Raw genomic sequence first — 19,929 nt, 5'->3', positions numbered from 1 at the left:
GGGGGACGTTACCGCGTTATACGTAACACGAAGCGTACGGCATCCCGTCAAGTACCTGGCGCGGGGCGCCCCCACGACCGGTGCGGCCATGCGGGCGCAGGTGGGTCAGTGGCCTTCCTCGCCCTGGGCGACCTCCACCTCGTGATGGAAGCCGATGATCCCGGTCGCCGAGGCACACGCGGAGACCGCGGCGCAGGCGACCAGAAGAGCGGCGATCCAGCGGGCGGCCCGGTGCGGCACCCTCGGGGCCGCCAGCAGCGCGGCGACCCTCTGCGGCACGGGTCCGGTGGTCGCGGCGGGCGCGAAGGACGGCCGCACCGCTCGGGCGGCCCGGGCGGCCAGCGCGGCCCGGCCGATCGCCCGGGCGGTCAGCCGCCGGTCCCCGACCACCGCGGCGGCGGTCTCGTCGGCCGCGCGTTCGGCCGCGAGGCGGATGACCGCCCGCAGGGGCCGCAGGCCGGGATGGCACAGCGCGGCCAGTTCGGCGGCGGCGAGGAAGTAGTGGTGCCCGGCCGCGTTGTGTGCGCGCTCGTGGGCGAAGAGCACCTCCCGCTCGTCCGGGGCGAGGCTGCGGAGCATCCCCGTGGTGACGACGATGCGGTGCGGGCGCCCGGGCAGGGCGTAAGCGTCCGGGCACGGGGAGTCGATGACGCACAGGTCACCGGCGGCGGAACGGCGGTCCGCCTCGGTGGTGGCGGCACGGAAGGCCCGGACCTGGCACGTCACGGTGCGGCACACGGTCCACAGGGTGACGGCGAGCGCACCCACGGAGAACGCGGCCGCCGGTACGACGATGAGGTTCGACCCGGCACGCAGCGGCCGCACCAGTTCCCCGAGCGCGCTGAACAGCGGCAGCTTGAGCAGCCCGGTGAGCACGAAGGCCCCCAGCGCGGTCAGGGAGCAGCACGCGAGGACGACCGTGGAGCCGGTCACCACCCACAGCGCGGCCGCGGGCGCGAGCCGCTGAAGGGCGCGGCGGGCGAGCGGGGCCGTCAGGAGCGGCAGCGCGAGCGGAACGAGCAGCAGGACGGTCACTGCTCGCCGGATTCCAGCAGGTCCCGCAGGACACGCTCGTCGTCTTCGCTGAGCTGGGCGACGAAGCGGGCGAGAACGGTGTGCCGGTCGCTGCCCCGGTCCAGTTCGGTGTGCATACGCCGGGCGGTCAGGCCGTGGGCGTCCTGGACGGGGAAGTAGGCGTAGCCGCGGCCCTGGCGCCTGCGGTCGACGACGCCCTTCTCGTGCAGCCGGGACAGGATCGTCGTCACCGTCGTACGGGCGAGACCGGTGCCCAGGCTCAGCTGCACCTGACCGGGCGTCTGGGGAGCGTCCGCGGCCCACAGGGCGGCCATGACGCCGGCTTCCAGTTCGCCCGCCGGGCGGCGCTCGTCCCTCTCTTCGGTCATGGAACCTTCCTCACCCCATAGTCGTCTACACTACTGTAGACCGTCTACAGAATTGTCGTTCGCGTGTCCGGCCGGGGCCGTCCCGCACGTCCATTATGAAAGGGGCCCACCACATGGGCGCAGCATCGCGCACCGCACCGCCGCGCTCGCCCGGCGCCCCCCGGGTGGCTGCGTGAAGCGGGCGGACGCCGCGGACCTCGCCGGTTCGGTGGCGGTGGGCGCGCTCGCGGCGTTCGCGCTGCTCACGCTGACCGTGACGGGGCGGGACGGTTCCCCGCTGTTCGGCGACGAGGACCTGCTGGAGTGGTCGGTGGGCCACCGCCCGCACGCGATGGTCGCGGTGGCGCGGGCCTTGACGTCCACAGGCACGGGAGTGGTCCCGTATCTGCTCGCCGCCCTGGCGGGCCTGCTGGCGGGACGCACGCCGCGGCAGCGGGGCACGGCCGTCGCCGCGGCACTCCTCTGCCTGGCCGCGGGCCAGGCGGTGCGGTCCGGGGTGATGACACTGGTGGCGCGTCCTCGCCCGGCCCCCCGGGACTGGGTCACGCACGCATCGGGCTGGGCGTTTCCCTCGGGGCACACCACGACGGCCGCGGTCGCGGCGGGGCTGCTGGCCCTGGCGATCCTCGCCCGCGCCCGGCGGGGCCGAGCGGCCCTGGTGGCACTCGTCCTGACCTGGGGCGTACTCGTCGGCCTCACCCGGGTGTATCTGGGCGTCCACTGGTTCTCCGACGTCCTGGGCGGCTGGCTGTTCGCCCTGTGCTGGCTGAGCCTGTGCGTGTACGCCGCCGCCCGCCTGGGCCCGCGCACGGCGTCCGGCGAGACCGAGCGGTCCTGCCCGCCGGCCGCAGGGCACTGAAACCCATGCGGCGGCCGGGCAGGTCGCCCGGTTCCCAGGCATCACGGGCGTCCGCGGTGATCGGGGGTGAGGCCGTCCGCGGATCACACCTGGGGGATTTCGTTCGCGATCGGTTCGGATCAGGCCGCGGCGTCCGGCGCGGTGCGTCGCAAGGCGGAGGGCCGCCCGCGTACCGGATGTACTCGGGCGGTCCGACAACGCGGTGAGATGCCGAGCCGGGCGTCGCGGACCCTGGCTTGATCCGAACGAAACCCGTCCGCCGCGGTGCCTTGCCGGGCACCTCACGGACAGGAGTACTTGCCGGGCGCCTTACGGATAGATGTAGGTGTTCAGTGTGTCGACGGCGGACGCCGGGTCCCCGAGGTCGTAGCGGTCGACCGCGAGGAAGGTGGGCTTCTTGCGGGCGGCCGGCTGGCAGAACCGCCGGGCGCGGTCGGCGAGCTTGGTGTTGTCGGTCCGGGCCGTGGACGTGATCGTCGCATCACGGAAGTGGTTCATGACGAACAGCGGGCGGAAGCCGGGTTCGGTGCGGGTCAGGGGGATGGCGGTGTCCGCGTCGTACCAGCGGCTGTAGCAGGACCAGTCGGAGGAGCCCAGGCCCGAGCCCATGGACCAGTAGTTCTCCACCGTCCAGTCCTTCTGGTACATCACTCCGAAGCTGTCGCGGGTGAGCCCGGCGGCCTCGTCGGAGGCGCGGCTGTGGTCGGTGAAGATCAGCAGCCGGTGGCCCGCGGCGATCAGATCGGCCATCTTCGGCCAGCCGTTCTGCCGCACGCCGGTCTGGTCCGGACGGTAGAGCACGTCCGACAGGCCGTTCACCCGGGCCAGTTCATTGCGCAGCACACCCGGGTCGACGTAGTCCTCCAGGAAGATGGTGGCGAACTGATCCGGGTGCGCCTTGAGGAAGTCCACGATGCGCTGGACGTCCACCCACAGGGCCACCGGCTTGCTGACCAGGGTGCAGCTGTTGTGGCAGAGGATGGCCCCGTCGGGTGTCTGATGGATGTCCAGCATGAACCCGCGTACGCCGTCGGCCAGTTGCCGGTCGATGCCGCGGATCTGATTGGGCACCAGATTCACGAAGGGAGGGGCGAAGCCGCCGTCGACGCCGTTGGCGTAGGCGTTGTGCGCGGTGAGGAACGTGACCTGGTCGAGGGTGCGCTGGTCCGCGGGCGGCATGGGACGGGTGGGGGAGGTGACCGGTGTGAGGTACCAGGAGGCGAGGCCGCCGGAGGAGCCGACGGCCAGCTGAGCGGGGTAGTTGGCGCCGGAGGGCTTGGCGGCGACCGTCAGGTGGCGGTCGGTCCCGGGGGCCTTGAGGGTGTACTGGTCGCCGCCCGCCGGGGCGATCTCCCAGGCCGCGTCGGCACTTGTGCAGGCGACCGTGCGGGCCTTGTCGCCGGAGCGGCCGAGGCAACTGCCCCCGGTGTCGGCGCTTTCGAGGACGAACGAGGATCCGGCGGCTCTCAGGTTCCACTGCTGGTGGTCCTCGTTGCCCTTGGGGTTGTGCTGCTCGACGGCTCCCCCGTTGTCGGCCGCGTTCAGCCCGGTGGTGGCGCTCTGCACGTAGTAGGCGCCGGCGGCGGGGATCGCGGCGGCCGCGTGGGACGGAGGTGTCACGACCGCCGCGGCCAGCGCGGTGGCCGCGGCGAGCAGGGCGTGGGGGGTTCGCATGGCAGTGCCCTTCCTTCGACGGTGCATGGTCAGGTGCATGACAGCACCCCGGCGGTCGTACGCCGACAGGAAAGGTGGCCGCCGGGTGAAGCTCCGAGGACCCGGGCACGGCCGCTCCCGGGCAAGGGCGCCGCGGAGCGGTCCTTGCGCGCACGCGCCGGTCTGGCCGGTCACGGCGTGGGGGCGGCCGTGGTGGGGGGTTGCGGAGGCACACTCAACCGCGTTGATCTGCACGAGTCAAGGGTGTAGACCTGTCGGTCGCGGGCGGCCCTAACGATCGGCTCGGCCGGCCGGAGTGCGGCCGGTGCGCTCGGCCTCGTCGGGCGGGGTCACCCCGGTCCGTGGAACCGGTGGGGAGAATGCCTCTCATGACCACCGCAGCGCACCCGCTCGTCACCCGCGCCCGGCAGTTGGCCGCCGATCTCCTGTCGCCCCGGGCGGAACGCGTCGACCAGGAGGGCCTCCCCGCGAGCCATGTCCAGGCACTCAAGGATTCGGGGCTGCTCGGCCTCAACGCACCCACGAAGTACGGCGGGGCGGCGGCACCCGGCGCCGTCGTCCGGGAGACCGCGGAGATCCTGGCCGGGGCGTGCTGTTCGACGTGGTTCGTGGTGACGCAGCACTACACGCCGGTCAAGCTGCTGGCGTCGGCGGATCTGCCCGTGCGGGAGCGGCTGCTTCGGCCGCTGGCAACGGGCGAACTGCTGGCCGGAATCGCCTACGCCCACGTCCGCGCCTTCCCGCGGATCCTTGTGCGGGCCACTCCCGAGCGAGGCGGCTGGCGCTTCGACGGCACCGTGCCGTGGTACACGGGGTGGACGCTGAACGACGTGATGCTGCTCGCGGGTGTGTCCGAGGCCGACGAGGTGGTCTTCGCCTTCACCGAGGCGCGCGAGCAGCCGGGACTGCGCGCCTCGGCGCCGATGCGGCTCGCGGCACTCACCGCCGCCCGTACGGTCTCACTGGAACTGGACGGCCTGTGGCTGCCCGGGGAGGCGGTCGTGCTGCGCGCCCCGCGGGAAGAGTTCGCCCTGGTCGACCGGCCCCGGAACGCCAACGCCTCCCCTGCCGTCTTCGGCGTCGCTTACGCGGCGCTCGAACTGCTGGAGGGCAGCCCTGATGCCAAGGACACGGCGCGTTCCCTGCGGGGCCGTCTCGACGAGGCGCGGCGGGAGTCCTACGCCCTGTGGGACCACCCGGTGCCGCACGAGCGCTTCGAGGAACGGCTCGCGTGGAAACTGCGGGCCCACGATCTGATGCGGGCCGCGACGACCGCGGCGCTCGTGGCCGGGGGCGGGCGGTCCGTACTCCTGGGCAACCGGGCCCAGCGGCTGGCACGGGAGGCGATGTTCCTGCTGGTGCAGGGGCAGACGGCCGAGGTGCGCCGCGCCCACCTCGACCATCTCTGCTGAGCCCCGGCCTTCGAAGACGGCGACTCGGCTCGCGAACGGCACCCAGGGCGGAGTACCGGCCGAACCGGGTGCTCCCCGAGCGTGAGACGTCGGGCGATACGGCGCCCCGCTCCCGGTGTCCGTCCGGTCAGTCGTCGTCGCGGGCCGGGACCACCACGAGGAACATGTCCGACGTCAGATCCATGACGACCTTCGCGGGCTCGCCCTCGGCACGGCGCGCCGCCGCGAACTCCTCCGCCGGCCACGCTCCGCGCGGAGCTCCCGCAGGAAACCGCTCCAACACCTTCGCGCCCATAGCGGCAGACACCTCCAGCATCGGCCGCCGGCTCGCACCGACGGCCACCGACGACTCTCGTGTAATCCGCCTGCCCTCGATCGACGCCGACATGTCCGGCTTACGGGAAAGCCCTTCCTCCCGGCGGCCCGGTCACCGCCTGGCACTCCCTCGGCGCATCCGGAACACCCCCGCCGTGGGAAGAATCCACTGAAGGACATCGACGACGAAGGAACGCACTGATGAACGGCGACGAGGCCGGACCGGGGCTGCACTGCCTGGTGACCGGCGCCACGGGATACATCGGCGGCCGGCTCGTCCCGGAGCTGCTCGCCGCCGGGCACCGGGTACGCTGCCTGGCCCGCTCACCGGGCAAACTGCGCGACCATCCGTGGGCGGGTGAGGTCGAGGTCGTCGCCGGGGACGTCACCCGGGCGGAGTCGGTCGCCGAGGCCATGCGCGGCGTCGACGTCGCGTACTACCTGGTGCACGCCCTCGGCGCGGGAAGAGGCTTCGAGGACAAGGACCGCACCGCCGCGCGGACCTTCGGGGAGCAGGCGCGGGCCGCGGGAGTGCGGCGCATCGTCTACCTCGGCGGTCTGACACCGGTGGGCGTCCCCGAGCGGCAGCTGTCCCCGCATCTGCGCTCGCGGTCCGAAGTCGGCCGTATTCTGCTGGACTCGGGTGTACCGACCACGGTGCTGCGGGCCGCCGTCATCATCGGCTCGGGCTCGGCCTCCTTCGAGATGCTGCGCTATCTCACCGAGCGCCTGCCCGTCATGGTCACCCCGCGCTGGGTGCGCACCCGGACCCAGCCCATCGCGGTGCGGGACGTGCTGCGCCTGCTGGTGGGCAGCGCGCGCATGCCGGACGAGGTCAACCGCGCCTTCGACATCGGAGGGCCCGATGTGCTGACGTACCGGGAGATGATGGTCCGGTACGCCGCGAACGCGGGCCTTCCGCGCCGGGTCATCGTGCCCGTCCCGGTCCTCACCCCCGGCCTGTCCAGTCTCTGGGTCGGCCTGGTGACGCCCGTGCCCGCGTCCCTCGCCCGGCCGCTCACCGAGTCCCTGCGCCACGAGGTCGTCTGCCGTGAGCGGGACATCGAGCGGTACGTGCCCGCCCCGCCGGGGCATCCGATCGGTTTCGACGAGGCGGTCCGGCTGGCGCTCCAGCGGGTGCGCGACGCACAGGTCACGACCCGCTGGTCGTCCGCGTCGCCGCCCGGCGCCCCGAGCGACCCGCTGCCCACCGACCCGGACTGGGCCGGTGGCAGCCTCTACACGGACCGCCGGGAGCTGACGGTCCACGCCTCCCCGGAGGCACTGTGGCGCGTCGTCGAGGGCATCGGCGGCGAGAACAGCTGGTATTCCTTCCCGCTCGCCTGGGCGGCGCGGGGGTGGCTGGACCGACTGGCCGGCGGGGTCGGGCTGCGCCGGGGGCGACGCGACGCCGAGCGGCTGCGGGTCGGCGACTCCCTGGACTTCTGGCGGGTCGAGGAGATCGAACCAGGGCATCTGCTGCGGCTACGGGCCGAGATGCGGCTCCCGGGCCTGGCCTGGCTGGAGATGTGCGCCGAGCTCGACGGCCGGGGGCGTACCCGGTACCGGCAGCGGGCCCTGTTCCATCCGCACGGGCTCCTCGGACACGCCTACTGGTGGGGCGTCTCGCCCTTCCACGCCCTCGTCTTCGGCGGCATGGCCCGCAACATCGCGAAGGCGGCCGCCCGGGCCCCGTCCGTCTCCGCCCGGGACGGCACGGCCGCCCGCTGACGCCCGCATCCGCGGGGCGTCCCCGGACGGAAGCCGATCACGGCAGCCCCCTTGCGTCCCCGGACGGAAGCAGATCACGCCAACCCCCTTGCGTCCCCGGAGTGCGCGTCATGAACGTCTCGGTGGTCCTGTTCACCTCGGATCTGCGTCTGCACGACCATCCGCCGCTGCGGGCCGCCCTCGACGGCTCCCGTCAGGTGGTGCCGCTGTTCGTGCGCGACCGGGCCGTGGCGGCCGCCGGGTTCGCCGTGCCGAACCGGCTGGCGTTCCTCGCGGACTGCCTGCGGGACCTGGACGCGGGTCTGCGGGCCCGGGGCGGCCGGCTCGTCGTCCGCTCCGGTGACGTCGTCGACGAGGTGTGCCGGGTGGCCGCCGAGACGGACGCCGACGAGGTGCACATGGCCGCCGACGTCAGCGCCTACGCGCATCGGCGTGAGGCGCGGCTGCGGCGGGCCCTGGAGGCACAGGGGTGCCGGCTGCACGTCCACGACGCCGTGACCACCGCCGTGCCGCCCGGCGCGGTGACCCCGGCATCCTCGGATCACTTCGCCGTCTTCACTCCGTACTTCCGGCAGTGGTCCCGGCAGTGGTTGCGCGACGCCCTCGGCGCGCCCCGCACGGTGCGGGTGCCGGACGCCGCGCGATCCGGGGAACTTCCCGTGCGTGCGGAGATTTCGGAGGTCTCGCCGGGGCTCGCCTCGGGCGGCGAGAGCGAGGGCAGGAAGCGGCTCGCGGCCTGGCTGCGCGGCGGGATCACCGCGTACCAGGACCGCCACGACGACCTCGCGGCCGACGCCACCTCCCGTCTGTCGCCGCATCTGCACTTCGGGACGCTCTCCCCCGTCGAACTCGTCCACCGGGCCCGGGGGGCCGGAGGCCCGGGTGCCGACGCATTCGTGCGGCAGCTGGCGTGGCGGGACTTCCACCGCCAGGTCCTGGCGGCGCGTCCGGACGCGGCCACCGCCGACTACCGCACGAGACACGACCGCTGGCGTTCCGAGCGCGCGGCCCGCGCGGACGTCGAGGCGTGGCGCGAGGGCCGTACCGGCTACCCCGTGGTCGACGCGGCGATGCGCCAGCTGCGGCACGAGGGCTGGATGCACAACCGGGCGCGGCTGCTGACGGCCAGTTTCCTCGCCAAGACCCTGTACGTGGACTGGCGGGTCGGCGCCCGCCACTTCCTCGCGCTGCTGGTCGACGGCGACCTTGCCAGCAACCAGATGAACTGGCAGTGGGTGGCCGGAACCGGCACCGACACCCGGCCCGGCCGGGTCCTCAACCCGGTCGGCCAGGCCAAGCGCCACGACCCGGACGGGGCGTACGTGCGCCGCTGGGTGCCGGAACTCGCCGGACTGGACGCGCCCGTGGTGCACGAGCCGTGGAAGCTGCGGGGCCCCGAGCGTGCCGCCTACGACGCCTACCCGGACCCGATCGTCGACCTCTCGGAGGGCCTGGCACGCTTCAAGCGGGCCCGCGGATACGGCTGAGGACCACGCACGGCCGTTACGGCACCCCCGGCGCGCCCGGCGGCCTCCCCGGCCCTGGGCCGGCCGAAGGGGCCGGCCCACCGACGGCGCGAATCCGGTGGCGGGTGCCGTGAGGGCGCCCCTCGGCCAGGCCGGCCCGGACAGGCCCCGCGTCCCGCCCGACCGGGGCCGCCCGAGCCTGACGACCGGATTCCGGCGCGCCGCGTTCACGCCCCACGCCCTGGTGGCCGCCTGACGGGCCGGTGGCACGCTCGCCGTGGCACGCGCCTGCGCCCGCAGAAAGCGGCGAACCCGAAGGCGGCGACGGCGGTTTGGCCCCGGGCCGGGCTTCCTTCGACCGGGTGACGGCATGGCCTTTCGTTCGCCGGTCAGGGAATGGGTGAGAGAGGGGTACGCCGCGCACCGCCCCGCACGGGCGGCCGGACGGCGGTACGCACGGTCGCACGCCGATACGGCTGGGACGGGAAGGGCAGTGGTGGACGGACAGGCGTCGGTATCCCCCAGGAGGTGGCCGTGGCTGCGGCGCGTCGGTGTCCCGGCCGGCCCGGACACGCCGTGCGGTGCAGGAAGGGCCCTCAACCGGGCCGGCCGATCGTGGCCGGTGCTGTGGACGGCGCTGCGGCGCACGCCGGTGGCGATGTGGCGGGACGACGTGTCCGACTGGGCCGCGGCGCTGACGTACTACGCCATCCTCGCCCTGCTGCCCATGTTCCTGATGACGTTCTCCCTGGTCGGGGCGGTCAGCCCGCATCTCACGGATGCGCTGATCACACGGGTCACGGCGTGGGCACCGGCCGAGGCGGGGACGGCTCTGCACAGTACGCTGCGCCGACTGGCCGGGGAGCGGTCCGCCGCGGTGACGGTGGCCGTCGGCGGCGGGGCCAGCGCACTGTGGTCGGCCTCCAGTTACCTGGCGGTGTTCCGGCGGGCGCTGCACGATCAGCACGGTGTCGCGGACAACCGGCCCGCCCTGCGCAAGGCGCACCGGATTCTGCTCACGGCCGTGACGCTGCTGCCCCTGCTCTTCGGCAGCGCCCTGCTGCTCGTCCTGAGCGGTCCGCTGGTGAGGGCGCTGGGACGGTGGGCGGGGCTCGGGAAGGCGGGCGAGACCGTATGGGTCCTGCTGCGCTGGCCGGCGCTGGTGGCCCTGGTGGCGCTGCTGGTGCTGGTCCTCTTCCGGACCGGGCCGCCGCAGGCCCGGGAGTTGCGTCATGCGGTGCCGGGCGGGGTGCTCGCGGCGGCGCTGTGGCTGACCGCCTCGGTGTGCTTCACGGCGTACGCCGCCGGTCTCGGCACCTACAGCAGGCTCTACGGGTCGCTGGCGGGCGTGGTGGTCTTCCTCGTGTGGCTGTGGATGTCCCATCTGTCGCTGCTGGCGGGGGCGCAGTTCGCGGCCGAGCTGGTGCGCGCGGAGCGGGAGCGGCAAAGAGGCCGCGTCTACACATAAAGAAAAAATAAGAGCACAATAAGTGTACGCGGCGATTCACCGCATACCGCTTCAGCGCGGCCATGCCGCAGATTGAAGGAGGCGAGTGATGGCTCACGTCTCGCACACCAAAGGGGACATGACGACCCACCCCGATGTCCACGAAATGCGGGCCCGCTACGCCCGTATGCTCGGTGGCCGCGATGTGGCGCTCATGGACGGGCCGGTGTTCCTGCTCGGCCTGTACTGCGCCGCATCCCCGTGGATAGTCCACTACACGGCGAGCCAGCCCGCGGTCGCGACACACAACCTCATCATGGGGATCGCGATCGGACTGCTGGCTCTCGGCTTCACCATCATGCCGGAGCGCATGTACGGCCTGAGCTGGGCCATGTGTGCGCTGGGCACCTGGATGATCATCTCGCCGTGGATCGTCGGCACGGCCCCGGACACCGGAGTCGTGGTCAACAGCATCGTCATCGGCGCCCTCGCGGTGGTGCTGGGCATGCTGTGCGCGGGCGTGACGACCAGGACCACTGCACGTCCGTAACCCTGCCCGCCCGTCACCGGGCACCGCGTACACGGAGGCGCACCCGGGGGCCGGTCCGCGGCGGCGGACCGGCCGACGCGCCCGCAGGGTACCGTCGGGCGGGCTACGCGCCCGCAGGCTCCGTGCGGGGCGCCACGAGATACTCCTCCGCGACCTCCTTCGGCCCGAACGGCCAGACCTTCTCCAGCCGGGCCCACACCAGGAACGCCACACAGCCGAGCGCCAGCCAGGCCAGGGACCACTCGATGGGGTGACGGCCCGGGGAGTTCCTGTCCGCGTAGCCGTAGATGACCAGCCAGCCGACGAGGGCGACGAGACTCGGCACGGGGTACAGCCACATCCGGTACGGGCGGTGGAGCCCCGGCTGCCGCTTGCGCAGCACCGTCACGGCCGCGATCTGCGCCAGCGCCTGGACGAGCACCATCACCGTGGTCAGCAGCTGGATCAGGGTGGCCAGATCGGTGTGACGGCCGATCAGGAAGCCGACCGCCGTGACCACGCCCATGGTGGCCAGGCCCAGCACGGGGAAGCGGTGGCGTGGATGCAGCGTGGCGTAGGGACGGAAGAAGACCCGGTCACGGGCCGCGTCGCAGGGCACCCGTGAGCCGCCCAGCAGGCCCGTGAACACGGACGCGAACGCCGTGATCAGGATCAGGACCGTGACCGCGTCCGCCGCCCCCTTGCCCCAGGCCTTCTCCAGCACCGCCGACGCCACGGACGTGGAGGCGATGTCGTTCGGGTCGGTCATCCGGTGCCAGTCGACGATGCCGAGCGTGCCGATCTGCAGCAGCAGGTAGATGGCCATGATGCCGAGGATGGAGAACATGATCGAGCGTGGGAGCGTACGGCCCGGGTCCTTGATCTCCGCGCCCATGTAGGCGGTCGTGTTGTACCCCAGGTAGTCGTAGATGCCGATGGTCAGACCCGCCGCGAAGCCCGGCCAGAAGTGACCGCTCGTCAATTCGAAGGCGTGCGCCGGGTAGGTGAAGGCCAGGTGCGGGCTGAAGTCGGAGGCCGCGGCGACGATCACCAGGAGTACGGAGGTGACCATGACGGCCCACATCACCGCGGTGATGCGGGCTATGTTCTCGATGCCCCGCCACAGCAGGAGGACCACGAGCGCGATGACACCGAGCCCGACCAGGTCACCGGCGGTCCGGCCCAGGTGCGGGGCCAGATAGCCCAGGTACTGCACGAAGCCCACCACACCGGTGGACATGATCAGTGGGATGAACAGCATCGCGGTCCACACGAACAGGAACGGCATCAGCCGGCCCGTGCGGTACTGGAACGCCTGGCGGAGGTAGACGTAGCTGCCCCCGGAGCCGGGCATCGCGGCGCCCAGCTCGGCCCAGACGAGCCCGTCGGCGAGCGCGAGCAGGGCGCCCGCGATGAAACCGATGACCGCCTGCGGGCCACCGAAGGCGGCGACCATCAGCGGGATGGTGACGAACGGCCCGATGCCGCACATCTGACTCATGTTGATCGCGGTCGCCTGGAACAGGCCGACACGGCGGACGAAACCGCCGCCTGCGGGCGGACTACCGGACACGGGACCTCCTGAAGCGGGGCGGGGAGTGAGGCGCGGGGAGTGGGATGTACGGACTGCGGGCCCAGGTCACGGGCCCGCGGATCAAGGGCGCGGGTGTCCGGCCGGCGCTGGGCTCCCCTCGGCTCGCCCGGCGAGGCTGACTGGGCGATAAAGTTAAGGAGCCTTACTAGATGCGTCAAGGGCGTGTCATGAATACGTGAGAATGGTGCGATGCCCGCCAGTGATGCCGCCGAGCAGCCGGAACAGCCCTGGAACCGCCGACGGCTGCGCAGCACCAACGAGCGACTGCTCCTGGAGCGGCTGCGCGCCGCGGGGGCCGCCTCGCGCGCCCAGCTCGCCCGGGAGACGGGCCTGTCGAAACCGACGGTCTCCAGCGCGCTGGCGGCCCTGGAGGAGGCGGGGCTGGTCCGCGAGGTCGGGACGCACACGCCCGAGCGCGGCAGGATGGCGGTGCTGTACGCGCCGGATCCGGCCGCCGGGTACGCGCTCGGCATCGACATCGGCCGCAGCTGGCTGCGGGTCGCGGTCGCCGACCTCGCGGGCGAGGTGGTGGCCCGGTCGGACGTGCACAACCGGGCCCGGAGCTCGGGCGCGATGGCCGACCTGGTCGTCGGCACCGCCCGGCAGGTGATCGCCGACTCGGGAGCCCGGCCCGAGGATGTGGCGCACGCCGTGGTGGGGACGCCCGGCGTGTACGACGAGGAGCGGCGCCGGGTGCGGTACGCGATGCACCTGCCCGGCTGGGGACGGGCGGGACTGTTCGACCGGATGCGCGCGGAGCTGGGCGTCCCGCTGGAGGTGCACAACGACGCGAACCTGGCCGCGCTCGGCGAGTACACCTACGGCGTCGGTGCGGGGAGCCGGCTGTTCGCGTACATCCTGATCGGAACCGGCCTCGGCATGGGTGTCGTCAGCGAGGGGCGGTTGTTCACCGGCGCACACGGCGGGGCCGGGGAGATCGGGTTCCTGCCGTGGCCGGGGCGGCACGAGCCCGGGACGCTGGAGGACGCGGTGTCGGGCGTCGCGGTCGTCGAGTCGGCACGGGCGTTCGGGATGACCGGCCAACAGCTCACGGCCAAGGCGGTGTTCGACGCGGCCCGGCAGGGCCATCCCGCCGCGGCCCAGGCGGTGCGGCAGGAGGGCGAGCGCATCGCGCACACGGTGGCGGCCGCGGCGGCCGTGCTCGACCCGGACCTGGTGGTGCTCGGCGGCGGCGTGGGCCACAGCGTCGATCTGCTGCTGCGCCCCGTGCGCGAGACGCTGCGCTCCCTCACCCCGCTCCGCCCGAAGATCGCGCCGAGCCGGCTGGGTGAGGACGCGGTGCTGCTGGGAGCGCTGGCGACCGCCCTGGGGACGGCGCGGGACGTGGTGTTCGAGCGACGGTCGGCGGCGCCCTGACCAACTCACCCGGGCCCAAAGGCCGATCTCGGGCCGGGGCGGACCGGAACACAGGGTGCCGGCGGGCGACCGGGAGGGGTGGGCCCGGGAGCCCACCCCTGGGAAGGTCAGCTCACATTGAGCGCCGTGTCGTCGACGACGAACGACGTCTGGAGGCTGGAGCCCTCGGTACCGGTGAACTTGAGGGTGACGGTCTGCCCCGCGTAGCTCGCGAGATCGAAGCTGCGCTGGGTGTACCCGCTGCCGGCCTGGAGGTTGGAGTACGTCGCCAGGGTGCCCAGCACGGTTCCCGAGCTGTTGAGCACCTGCACCTTGAGGGTGTCGTACGCCGTGCTCGTGGTGGTCTCCTCCGTGTCGATGTGCAGATAGAAGCTCAGCGTGGCGGTGGTACAGCCCGACGGAATGCTCACCGGCTGGGACAGGGTGTCGGTGTGCGCGGAGCCGTAGCCGTCCAGCCAGGCATAGAAGGAGCCGGTACGGGGCGATTCGCCGCCGGAGTCGGTGATGACGCCGCTGCTGGCGCTCCAGGTGGTGGCGCCGGACTCGAAGCCGTTGTTCCCGAGGAGCTGGGCGGCGGTGCAGGAGGTGGAGCCGCCGCCTCCGCCCCCGCTGCTGCCGCTCGCGCCGGAGAGCCATTCGGTGGCGTTGAGTGCCAGGGCGGCGTTGCTGGCGCCGGAGTCGTTCCAGCCGTCGTAGAGCGTGTTGCCGGACTGGCCGGTCCCGTCGTCGATCGGCGAGCTGTCGCCCCAGAAGGCCACGCGGCCGCTGCCGAAGGTGCTGGTCAGGAAGAAGGCTCCGGTGTTGCCCGAGTAACCGCTGCGGTAGACCAGGCCCTTGACGGAGGAGTTGTCGGAGGGCTTGAGCGTGGCGGTGGTGCCGTTGGCGATGAGGCTCTTGGTGACGGTGCCGAAAGAGCCGTGCAGGACCGGGTCGGTGCTGTCGCTGACGGCGGCCGGGTAGCCGGAGGTGATGTTCAGCGAGTCGATGGAGAAGCCGAACGGGTCGGTGGAGTCGACGCTGTTGTTGGTCATCAGGTCGTTCAGGATCTTGACCGCGTCGGAGCCGTCGTTGTTGCGGTCGGCGCCGGTGTGGTCGGAGATCATGAACAGACCGCCGCCGTTCTTCACGAAGTTCATGATCGCCGTCTTCTCGGCCGTCGTGAACAGCGTGTTCGGCTCGGGCAGGACCAGGGTGTCGAAGTTCGACAGATCGGTCGCGGAGGAGCCGCCGTAGCTGAGGCCGGATCCCGAGGGCAGCGTCTTGAGGCTGTAGTTGCCCGTCTTCTGCAGGGCGACCCCCCAGGACGAGAGGGCTCCGGTCCAGTCCGTCTCGGCGGACGGGGAGGAGTCCTGGCCGAGAGGGTCGGGCTGGCTGGTGGAGATGATCCAGTCGGCGTTGCCGGCGGTCTCCGCGTGCGCGTTGTCGAACAGGACGCGGTGGGGAGTGGCCGCGCGGGCCGGCGTTGCGGCCGTGGCCGCCTGAACGGCGGCGCCTGTGGCGAGCAGGCCGAACACGGCGAGGGCCGTGGTGAGCCTGTGGCGGGATCTGGTGGGTCCGGGCATCCGGCAGACCTCCGTGAGGGTCGAGGGGAGTTGCGGGGAGTCGGGAAGAGCAGGGTGGGCGCCGTGCGTCTTCGCGCGTAGAACCACGTTGCGATCTGCGCGCGTAGAAATCCCTTTTTACGCCGCCTGCGCGACGAACTGTTGAACGGTACATGGCAACGCGGGGGCTGAACAGGAGAATGCCGCTTCGGCAGGACGAGGATTGACCCGGCATTGACCGGAAGTTGAAACGGAACGGACTGTTGCCGCGCTCAGCGGGCACATAGACGAGAGCAGAGGCCTTCAACATAAGGGGCGGAGATGGAGATATCCGGCATCATCAGTGCCCTCGTCATCGGGCTCGTCATCGGTGTCCTGGGGCGGCTCGTCGTCCCCGGGCGCCAGCACATCGGCATCCTGTGGACGATCGTCGTCGGCATCGTGGCGGCCTTCATCGGGGCCGGAATCGCCGCGGCGGTCGGAGTGGCGGACACCAAGGGCGTGGACTGGATCGAGTGGCTCATCCAGATCGGTCTGGCGGCACTGGGCGTCGCGGCCCTGGACCGGGCACGGGCGGGGCGCTGACGGCGGGTTCCGGCCGCGACGGCCGCTGTTGCGGCGGGCCGTGAGCACCGGCCCGCCGGCATTCGGCCCCGAAGGTCAGCCGAGTTCCAGGGTGGTCACCCCGTACACACGCTCCGCCGCGAACGGCCTGACCGGCCCCGTGTACATCCGGGCCGTCTCGAACGACGGGGTGAGACCGGCGCGTTCGGCGAGCGCGACGGCGGCCGTGTTCGGTTCGGGGACGTCGATGGCGACGAGCCGGCCCGCGGCCCTGGCGGTCAGAGTGGTGAAGAGCGCATCGGCGTCGTCGGCGGTGTCGGCGAACAGGGGGCCGATGCGCAGGCCGTCACGGGCGGGGCGGATCACCGCGTAGCCGGTCAGCCGGTCGTCCTCGCAGCGGACGAAGACGCGGTGCTCGGGGGCGGTGAGCCAGTGTTCCAGGAAGCGGGGACGGTCGGCCGGGTAGCAGACGCTGTCGTACGCGATCACGGAGTCGAGGTCCGCCTTCTCGGCCGGGCGCACTCCGGGGGCCGCCTCCCCCGCGGGGGCGGGGCCGGTGAAGCGTACGGTGCGGTGGGCCGGCTCGAACCCGGACCGGCGGTAGTTGTCCTGCTGGGCGACGACACCGTCCAGGCCGATCGTGCGCCCGCCGGCGTGGGCGAGGCCCGCCTTCCAGGTGGCCAGTCCGAGGCCCCGGCCGCGGAGATCGGGGCGTACGAGGTAGCAGCCCAGGAAGGCGTAGTCGGCGCCGTAGGTGACGACGGAGATCGCCGAGACGGGGTCCCCGCCGAGCCGTCCGATGAAGAAGCCCCTGGGGTCCTGGGCGAAGAAGGCCGGGCCGTCGGACGCCCCCGGGTTCCAGCCCTCGTCCGCCGCCCAGCCGCTGATCACCGGCCAGTCGTCGAGCGTGGCCCGGGTGACGACGAGGGCGTCGGGACCCGCAGACGTCATCGTGGCGCTTCCTTCCGTGGGGGACGGCGATCGGTGCGGTGATCGGCCGCACCGCAGCATCCTTCCCGATGTCGGGGTCGTACGCCATGCCGGTCCCTCCCTGTGGCCGAGAACGATCCCCTTAGGGGAAACGGTTCCTGACGGTCGGTGAGACACGGAGGAGGGCCCCGCGCATCGCTCGTGCGGCGGGGCCCTCCTCGGCACACCGGGGACGGTTCAACGGGTCGCTCCGGCGCGGAAACGGCGGTACAGCATCGTGCCGCCGAGCACCAGGGCCGCGCCTCCCGCCAGCGTGGACAGGGGCGCCTCCGCGCCCGTGTGGGCGAGCACGGCCGGCCGCGGGACGGTGTGGGTCCGCGCCGGTGCGGGCGTGTGCACCCTGGGCGGTACGGCCGGCCGCGGGACGGGCCGCCCGGGCGAGGTGTTCGCGGACGTGTTGCCCCCGGCCCCGTTGCCGACGCCGACCACGCTCACCGCATTGCCGGAGACGTTCACCGGGAGGTGGACGGGCAGCTGCACCTCGTTGCCGGCGAGCAGGCCGCCGGAGCCCTTGGCCCGGCCGTACGCGGCGGCGCCACCTCCGGCGGTCCCGGTCCCGTGGCGCGGTCCGCCCCGGGGCGTGCCCTGGTTCACACAGGCGTTGCCCGCGGCCGGGTCGAGGAGCCCCAGGACGTTCACGGTGTTGCCGCACACGTTGACCGGCACGTGCACCGGCAGCTGGATGCTGTTGCCGGAGATCAGCCCGGGCGAACCCGCATCGGTACCGTTCGCCGCGGAGTCCGCGTGCGCCGGCAGCGCCGTGACCAGCGCCCCCGAGGCGGCGGCCGCGGCGATCAAACCATTTCGGGTAACCCGTTTCATAGGTTCCCTGCCTTCCAGACATGGTCGCGAGCACTCGCTCGCACCCGATAAAACGCAGAGGGACCAATCCGAGTTATGGCTTATCTTCCTTTCACCCCATCGAGTGGCCCGGTGTCGAACTGTCAGGTGAGGGACAGCTCGGGCGAGTAGAGGTCGAGCCACAGCGCGAGGTCCAGGGTCCGTTCGAGGCCACGGCGCGAGGTCTGCGTGATCTGCGGCGTGTCGCGCCGGGCGGCCTGCCGTACCCGTTCCCGGTCGACCAGGCGGAAGACGGGATGGCCGGGGCGGGAGAGCAGATCCTTGGCGTGTTCCTGGAGGGCGACCGCGTACCTCGGGTCCTGTGTGGAGGGGTACGGGCTCTTGGCCCGGTCGTAGACGGACTTCGGGATCAGGTCCCGGGTGGCCTCCCGGAGCAGGCTCTTCTCCCTGCCGTCGAACGACTTCAGCGACCAAGGCGTGTTGTACACGTACTCGACGAGCCGGTGGTCGCAGAACGGCACCCGCACCTCCAGCCCGACCGACATGCTCGCGCGGTCCTTGCGGTCGAGCAGGATCCGCACGAAGCGGGTCAGGTGGAGGTGGCAGATCCGCCGCATCCGGTACTCGAAGTCGCTCTCGCCGTCGAGGCGCACGATGCCCGAGACCGCCGTGCGGTACCCGTCCGCGACGTACGCCTCGAGGTCGAGGGCCTCGGTCAGTTCGGGGCGCAGGACGTCCTGTTCCTCGCCGGAGCGGCGGGCGGGGGACACGAGCCAGGGGAACGTCTCGGCGGCGCGGGCCTCCTCGTCGAAGAACTGGAGGTAGCCGCCGAAGACCTCGTCCGCGGACTCCCCCGACAGCGCCACCGTGGAGTGCTCGCGGATCGCCCGGAACAGCAGCAGGAGCGAGCTGTCCAGGTCGCCGAAGCCGACCGGGAGGTCCCGGGCGCGGATGACCGCGGCGCGCACGTCGAGGTCGGCGAGGGCGTCCGCGTCGAGGACGATGTCCTGGTGGTCGGTGCCGCAGGCGTGGGCGACGTCGTGCACGAACGGCGTGTCGGGCGTGCGGCGCAGCTCGTCGGCGACGAAGTGGTCGGTCTGCCCGACGAAGTCCACCGCGAAGCTGCGCACCTTCTCGCCGTGCTCGGCCAGCTGCCGCGCGGCCAGGGCGGTCATCGCGGAGGAGTCGAGACCTCCGGACAGCAGCGTGCAGCGGGGCACGTCGGCGACCAGTTGACGGCGCACGACGTCCTCGAGCAGCGAGCGGACGGCGGCGACGGAGGCGGCGCGGTCGTCGGTGTGCGGCCGGGTCTCGAGCCGCCAGTACACGCGCCGCCGAAGGCCGTACCGGCCGACGGTGACGACCGTGCCGGGCTCCACCTCGTGCATGCCGTCCCAGACGGCGTGCCCGGGCGTCTTGACCATGGCGAACAGCTCCCGCAGTCCGTCGAGGCGAACGCGGTGGCGGGCCAGCGGGTTGGCGAGGATCGCCTTCGGTTCCGAGCCGAACAGGACGCCGTCGGGGGTCGGGTAGTAGTAGAGGGGCTTGATGCCCATGCGGTCGCGGATCATCACGAGGGTGTCGTCGCGGCCGTCCCACACGGCGAGGGCGTACATGCCGTTGAGGCGCTCGGCCAGTGCGTCGCCCCATGCGAGGTAGGCGTGCAGGACCACCTCGGTGTCGGAGTCGGTCGTGAAGCGGTGTCCTCGCGCCTTCAGCTCACGGCGCAGCCCGGTGAAGTTGTAGACCTCGCCCGAGTAGACAAGCGCGACCGTGCCGTTCGGGGTCTCGACGGTCATCGGCTGGCGGCCGCCGGGCAGGTCGATGATCGCGAGCCTGCGGTGCCCGAGGGCCGCGGGCCTGTCGGTGAAGGTGCCGCGGTCGTCGGGTCCCCGGCAGGCCATCGTCTCCGTCATCGCGTCCAGGGTGGCGCCCTCGCCCCGCAGATCACGCTCGTAGGAGACCCAGCCGGTGATCCCGCACATGTCCGACCTCCCGCGTCCTGCCCCCGCGCCCAAACAAGATGTATCGGGCAGCTACATGTCGAGCGTGTGTCACGGGCGGAGGGCGGTCAACTCGTCCGTCACCGGGTGGATCCCGTCTCCCCCACCGTTTCGGCCTGCCTTTACGTCGCGCGTACCCGCGGATCGGCTCCGTGCCGGGCCGGTTCCGTCGGGTCTCGGCCACGGGCAAAGAGTTCCCCAACCTCTCGCACGGCGGACGCCG

General features: G+C 72.4%; 17 protein-coding genes. 8 read left to right on the top strand and 9 right to left on the bottom strand.

The window, feature by feature from the left end:
• Positions 1-105 precede the first annotated feature (105 nt).
• Positions 106-1,035, bottom strand: coding sequence for a M56 family metallopeptidase (locus LZ604_RS17245; protein WP_234516066.1), 930 nt, complete (start codon positions 1,033-1,035; stop codon positions 106-108).
• A complete protein-coding gene (locus LZ604_RS17240; RefSeq protein ID WP_234516064.1) occupies positions 1,032-1,403 on the bottom strand; it encodes a BlaI/MecI/CopY family transcriptional regulator in 372 nt (123 codons plus the stop codon). Before LZ604_RS17240 ends, LZ604_RS17245 begins: the two co-directional genes overlap by 4 nt.
• 172 nt (positions 1,404-1,575) lie before the next feature.
• Here LZ604_RS17240 and LZ604_RS17235 point away from each other — a divergent pair, with 172 nt between their 5' ends.
• Positions 1,576-2,262 carry a phosphatase PAP2 family protein gene (locus tag LZ604_RS17235; protein WP_234516061.1) on the top strand — a complete coding sequence of 229 codons (687 nt, stop codon included), beginning with the start codon at positions 1,576-1,578 and terminating at the stop codon, positions 2,260-2,262.
• Between the two features lie 309 nt (positions 2,263-2,571).
• Here LZ604_RS17235 and LZ604_RS17230 read toward each other — a convergent pair whose 3' ends face one another.
• Positions 2,572-3,936 carry a phosphoinositide-specific phospholipase C-related protein gene (locus tag LZ604_RS17230; protein ID WP_234516058.1) on the bottom strand — a complete coding sequence of 455 codons (1,365 nt, stop codon included), beginning with the start codon at positions 3,934-3,936 and terminating at the stop codon, positions 2,572-2,574.
• Positions 3,937-4,304: 368 nt separating this feature from the next.
• Between LZ604_RS17230 and LZ604_RS17225 the strand changes: the two genes are divergently transcribed.
• Positions 4,305-5,348 carry an acyl-CoA dehydrogenase family protein gene (locus tag LZ604_RS17225; RefSeq protein WP_234516056.1) on the top strand — a complete coding sequence of 348 codons (1,044 nt, stop codon included), beginning with the start codon at positions 4,305-4,307 and terminating at the stop codon, positions 5,346-5,348.
• 127 nt (positions 5,349-5,475) lie between these two features.
• On the opposite strand, the gene LZ604_RS17220 is transcribed toward LZ604_RS17225, so the two are convergent.
• Entirely contained in the window at positions 5,476-5,643 is a 168-nt protein-coding gene (locus LZ604_RS17220) for a DUF8839 family protein (RefSeq protein WP_505016491.1), read from the bottom strand.
• A gap of 221 nt (positions 5,644-5,864) precedes the next feature.
• Between LZ604_RS17220 and LZ604_RS17215 the strand changes: the two genes are divergently transcribed.
• The 4 genes from LZ604_RS17215 (at position 5,865) to LZ604_RS17200 (ending at position 10,857) form a co-directional block, all read left to right on the top strand.
• Entirely contained in the window at positions 5,865-7,394 is a 1,530-nt protein-coding gene (locus tag LZ604_RS17215) for an SDR family oxidoreductase (RefSeq protein WP_234516051.1), read from the top strand.
• A gap of 110 nt (positions 7,395-7,504) precedes the next feature.
• Positions 7,505-8,881, top strand: a complete 1,377-nt coding sequence (locus LZ604_RS17210; RefSeq protein ID WP_234516050.1) for a cryptochrome/photolyase family protein — start codon at positions 7,505-7,507, stop codon at positions 8,879-8,881.
• A 601-nt stretch (positions 8,882-9,482) separates the two neighbouring features.
• A complete protein-coding gene (locus tag LZ604_RS17205; RefSeq protein ID WP_234516048.1) occupies positions 9,483-10,328 on the top strand; it encodes a YihY/virulence factor BrkB family protein in 846 nt (281 codons plus the stop codon).
• Positions 10,329-10,416: 88 nt separating this feature from the next.
• Entirely contained in the window at positions 10,417-10,857 is a 441-nt protein-coding gene (locus LZ604_RS17200; RefSeq protein WP_234516046.1) for an SPW repeat protein, read from the top strand.
• 103 nt (positions 10,858-10,960) lie between these two features.
• Here the strand turns inward: LZ604_RS17200 and LZ604_RS17195 are convergent, their stop codons facing one another.
• The gene (locus tag LZ604_RS17195) at positions 10,961-12,409 is read right to left on the bottom strand and encodes an APC family permease (protein ID WP_234516044.1); all 1,449 of its coding nucleotides are present in this window, start codon (positions 12,407-12,409) and stop codon (positions 10,961-10,963) included.
• 210 nt (positions 12,410-12,619) lie between these two features.
• Here LZ604_RS17195 and LZ604_RS17190 point away from each other — a divergent pair, with 210 nt between their 5' ends.
• Positions 12,620-13,807, top strand: coding sequence for an ROK family transcriptional regulator (locus LZ604_RS17190; RefSeq protein ID WP_234516042.1), 1,188 nt, complete (start codon positions 12,620-12,622; stop codon positions 13,805-13,807).
• 107 nt (positions 13,808-13,914) lie between these two features.
• On the opposite strand, the gene LZ604_RS17185 is transcribed toward LZ604_RS17190, so the two are convergent.
• Positions 13,915-15,369 (bottom strand): M6 family metallopeptidase, encoded by a 1,455-nt coding sequence (locus LZ604_RS17185; RefSeq protein WP_234516039.1) that lies wholly within the window; start codon positions 15,367-15,369, stop codon positions 13,915-13,917.
• A 300-nt stretch (positions 15,370-15,669) separates the two neighbouring features.
• Here LZ604_RS17185 and LZ604_RS17180 point away from each other — a divergent pair, with 300 nt between their 5' ends.
• Entirely contained in the window at positions 15,670-15,933 is a 264-nt protein-coding gene (locus LZ604_RS17180) for a GlsB/YeaQ/YmgE family stress response membrane protein (RefSeq protein ID WP_234516036.1), read from the top strand.
• A gap of 75 nt (positions 15,934-16,008) precedes the next feature.
• On the opposite strand, the gene LZ604_RS17175 is transcribed toward LZ604_RS17180, so the two are convergent.
• From LZ604_RS17175 to asnB, 3 genes are all read right to left on the bottom strand, one after another.
• Positions 16,009-16,863 carry a GNAT family N-acetyltransferase gene (locus LZ604_RS17175; protein WP_234516032.1) on the bottom strand — a complete coding sequence of 285 codons (855 nt, stop codon included), beginning with the start codon at positions 16,861-16,863 and terminating at the stop codon, positions 16,009-16,011.
• 216 nt (positions 16,864-17,079) lie between these two features.
• Entirely contained in the window at positions 17,080-17,724 is a 645-nt protein-coding gene (locus LZ604_RS17170) for a chaplin (protein WP_234516031.1), read from the bottom strand.
• 122 nt (positions 17,725-17,846) lie between these two features.
• On the bottom strand, positions 17,847-19,688 hold the full coding sequence (gene asnB, locus LZ604_RS17165) for an asparagine synthase (glutamine-hydrolyzing) (protein WP_234516030.1): 1,842 nt from the start codon (positions 19,686-19,688) through the stop codon (positions 17,847-17,849).
• Between the last annotated feature and the right edge of the window lie 241 nt (positions 19,689-19,929).

Origin of the sequence: Streptomyces glomeratus (assembly GCF_021462825.1) — a bacterium.
GTDB classification, from domain to species: domain Bacteria; phylum Actinomycetota; class Actinomycetes; order Streptomycetales; family Streptomycetaceae; genus Streptomyces; species Streptomyces glomeratus.
This window is presented reverse-complemented; position numbering and strand designations above follow the sequence as displayed.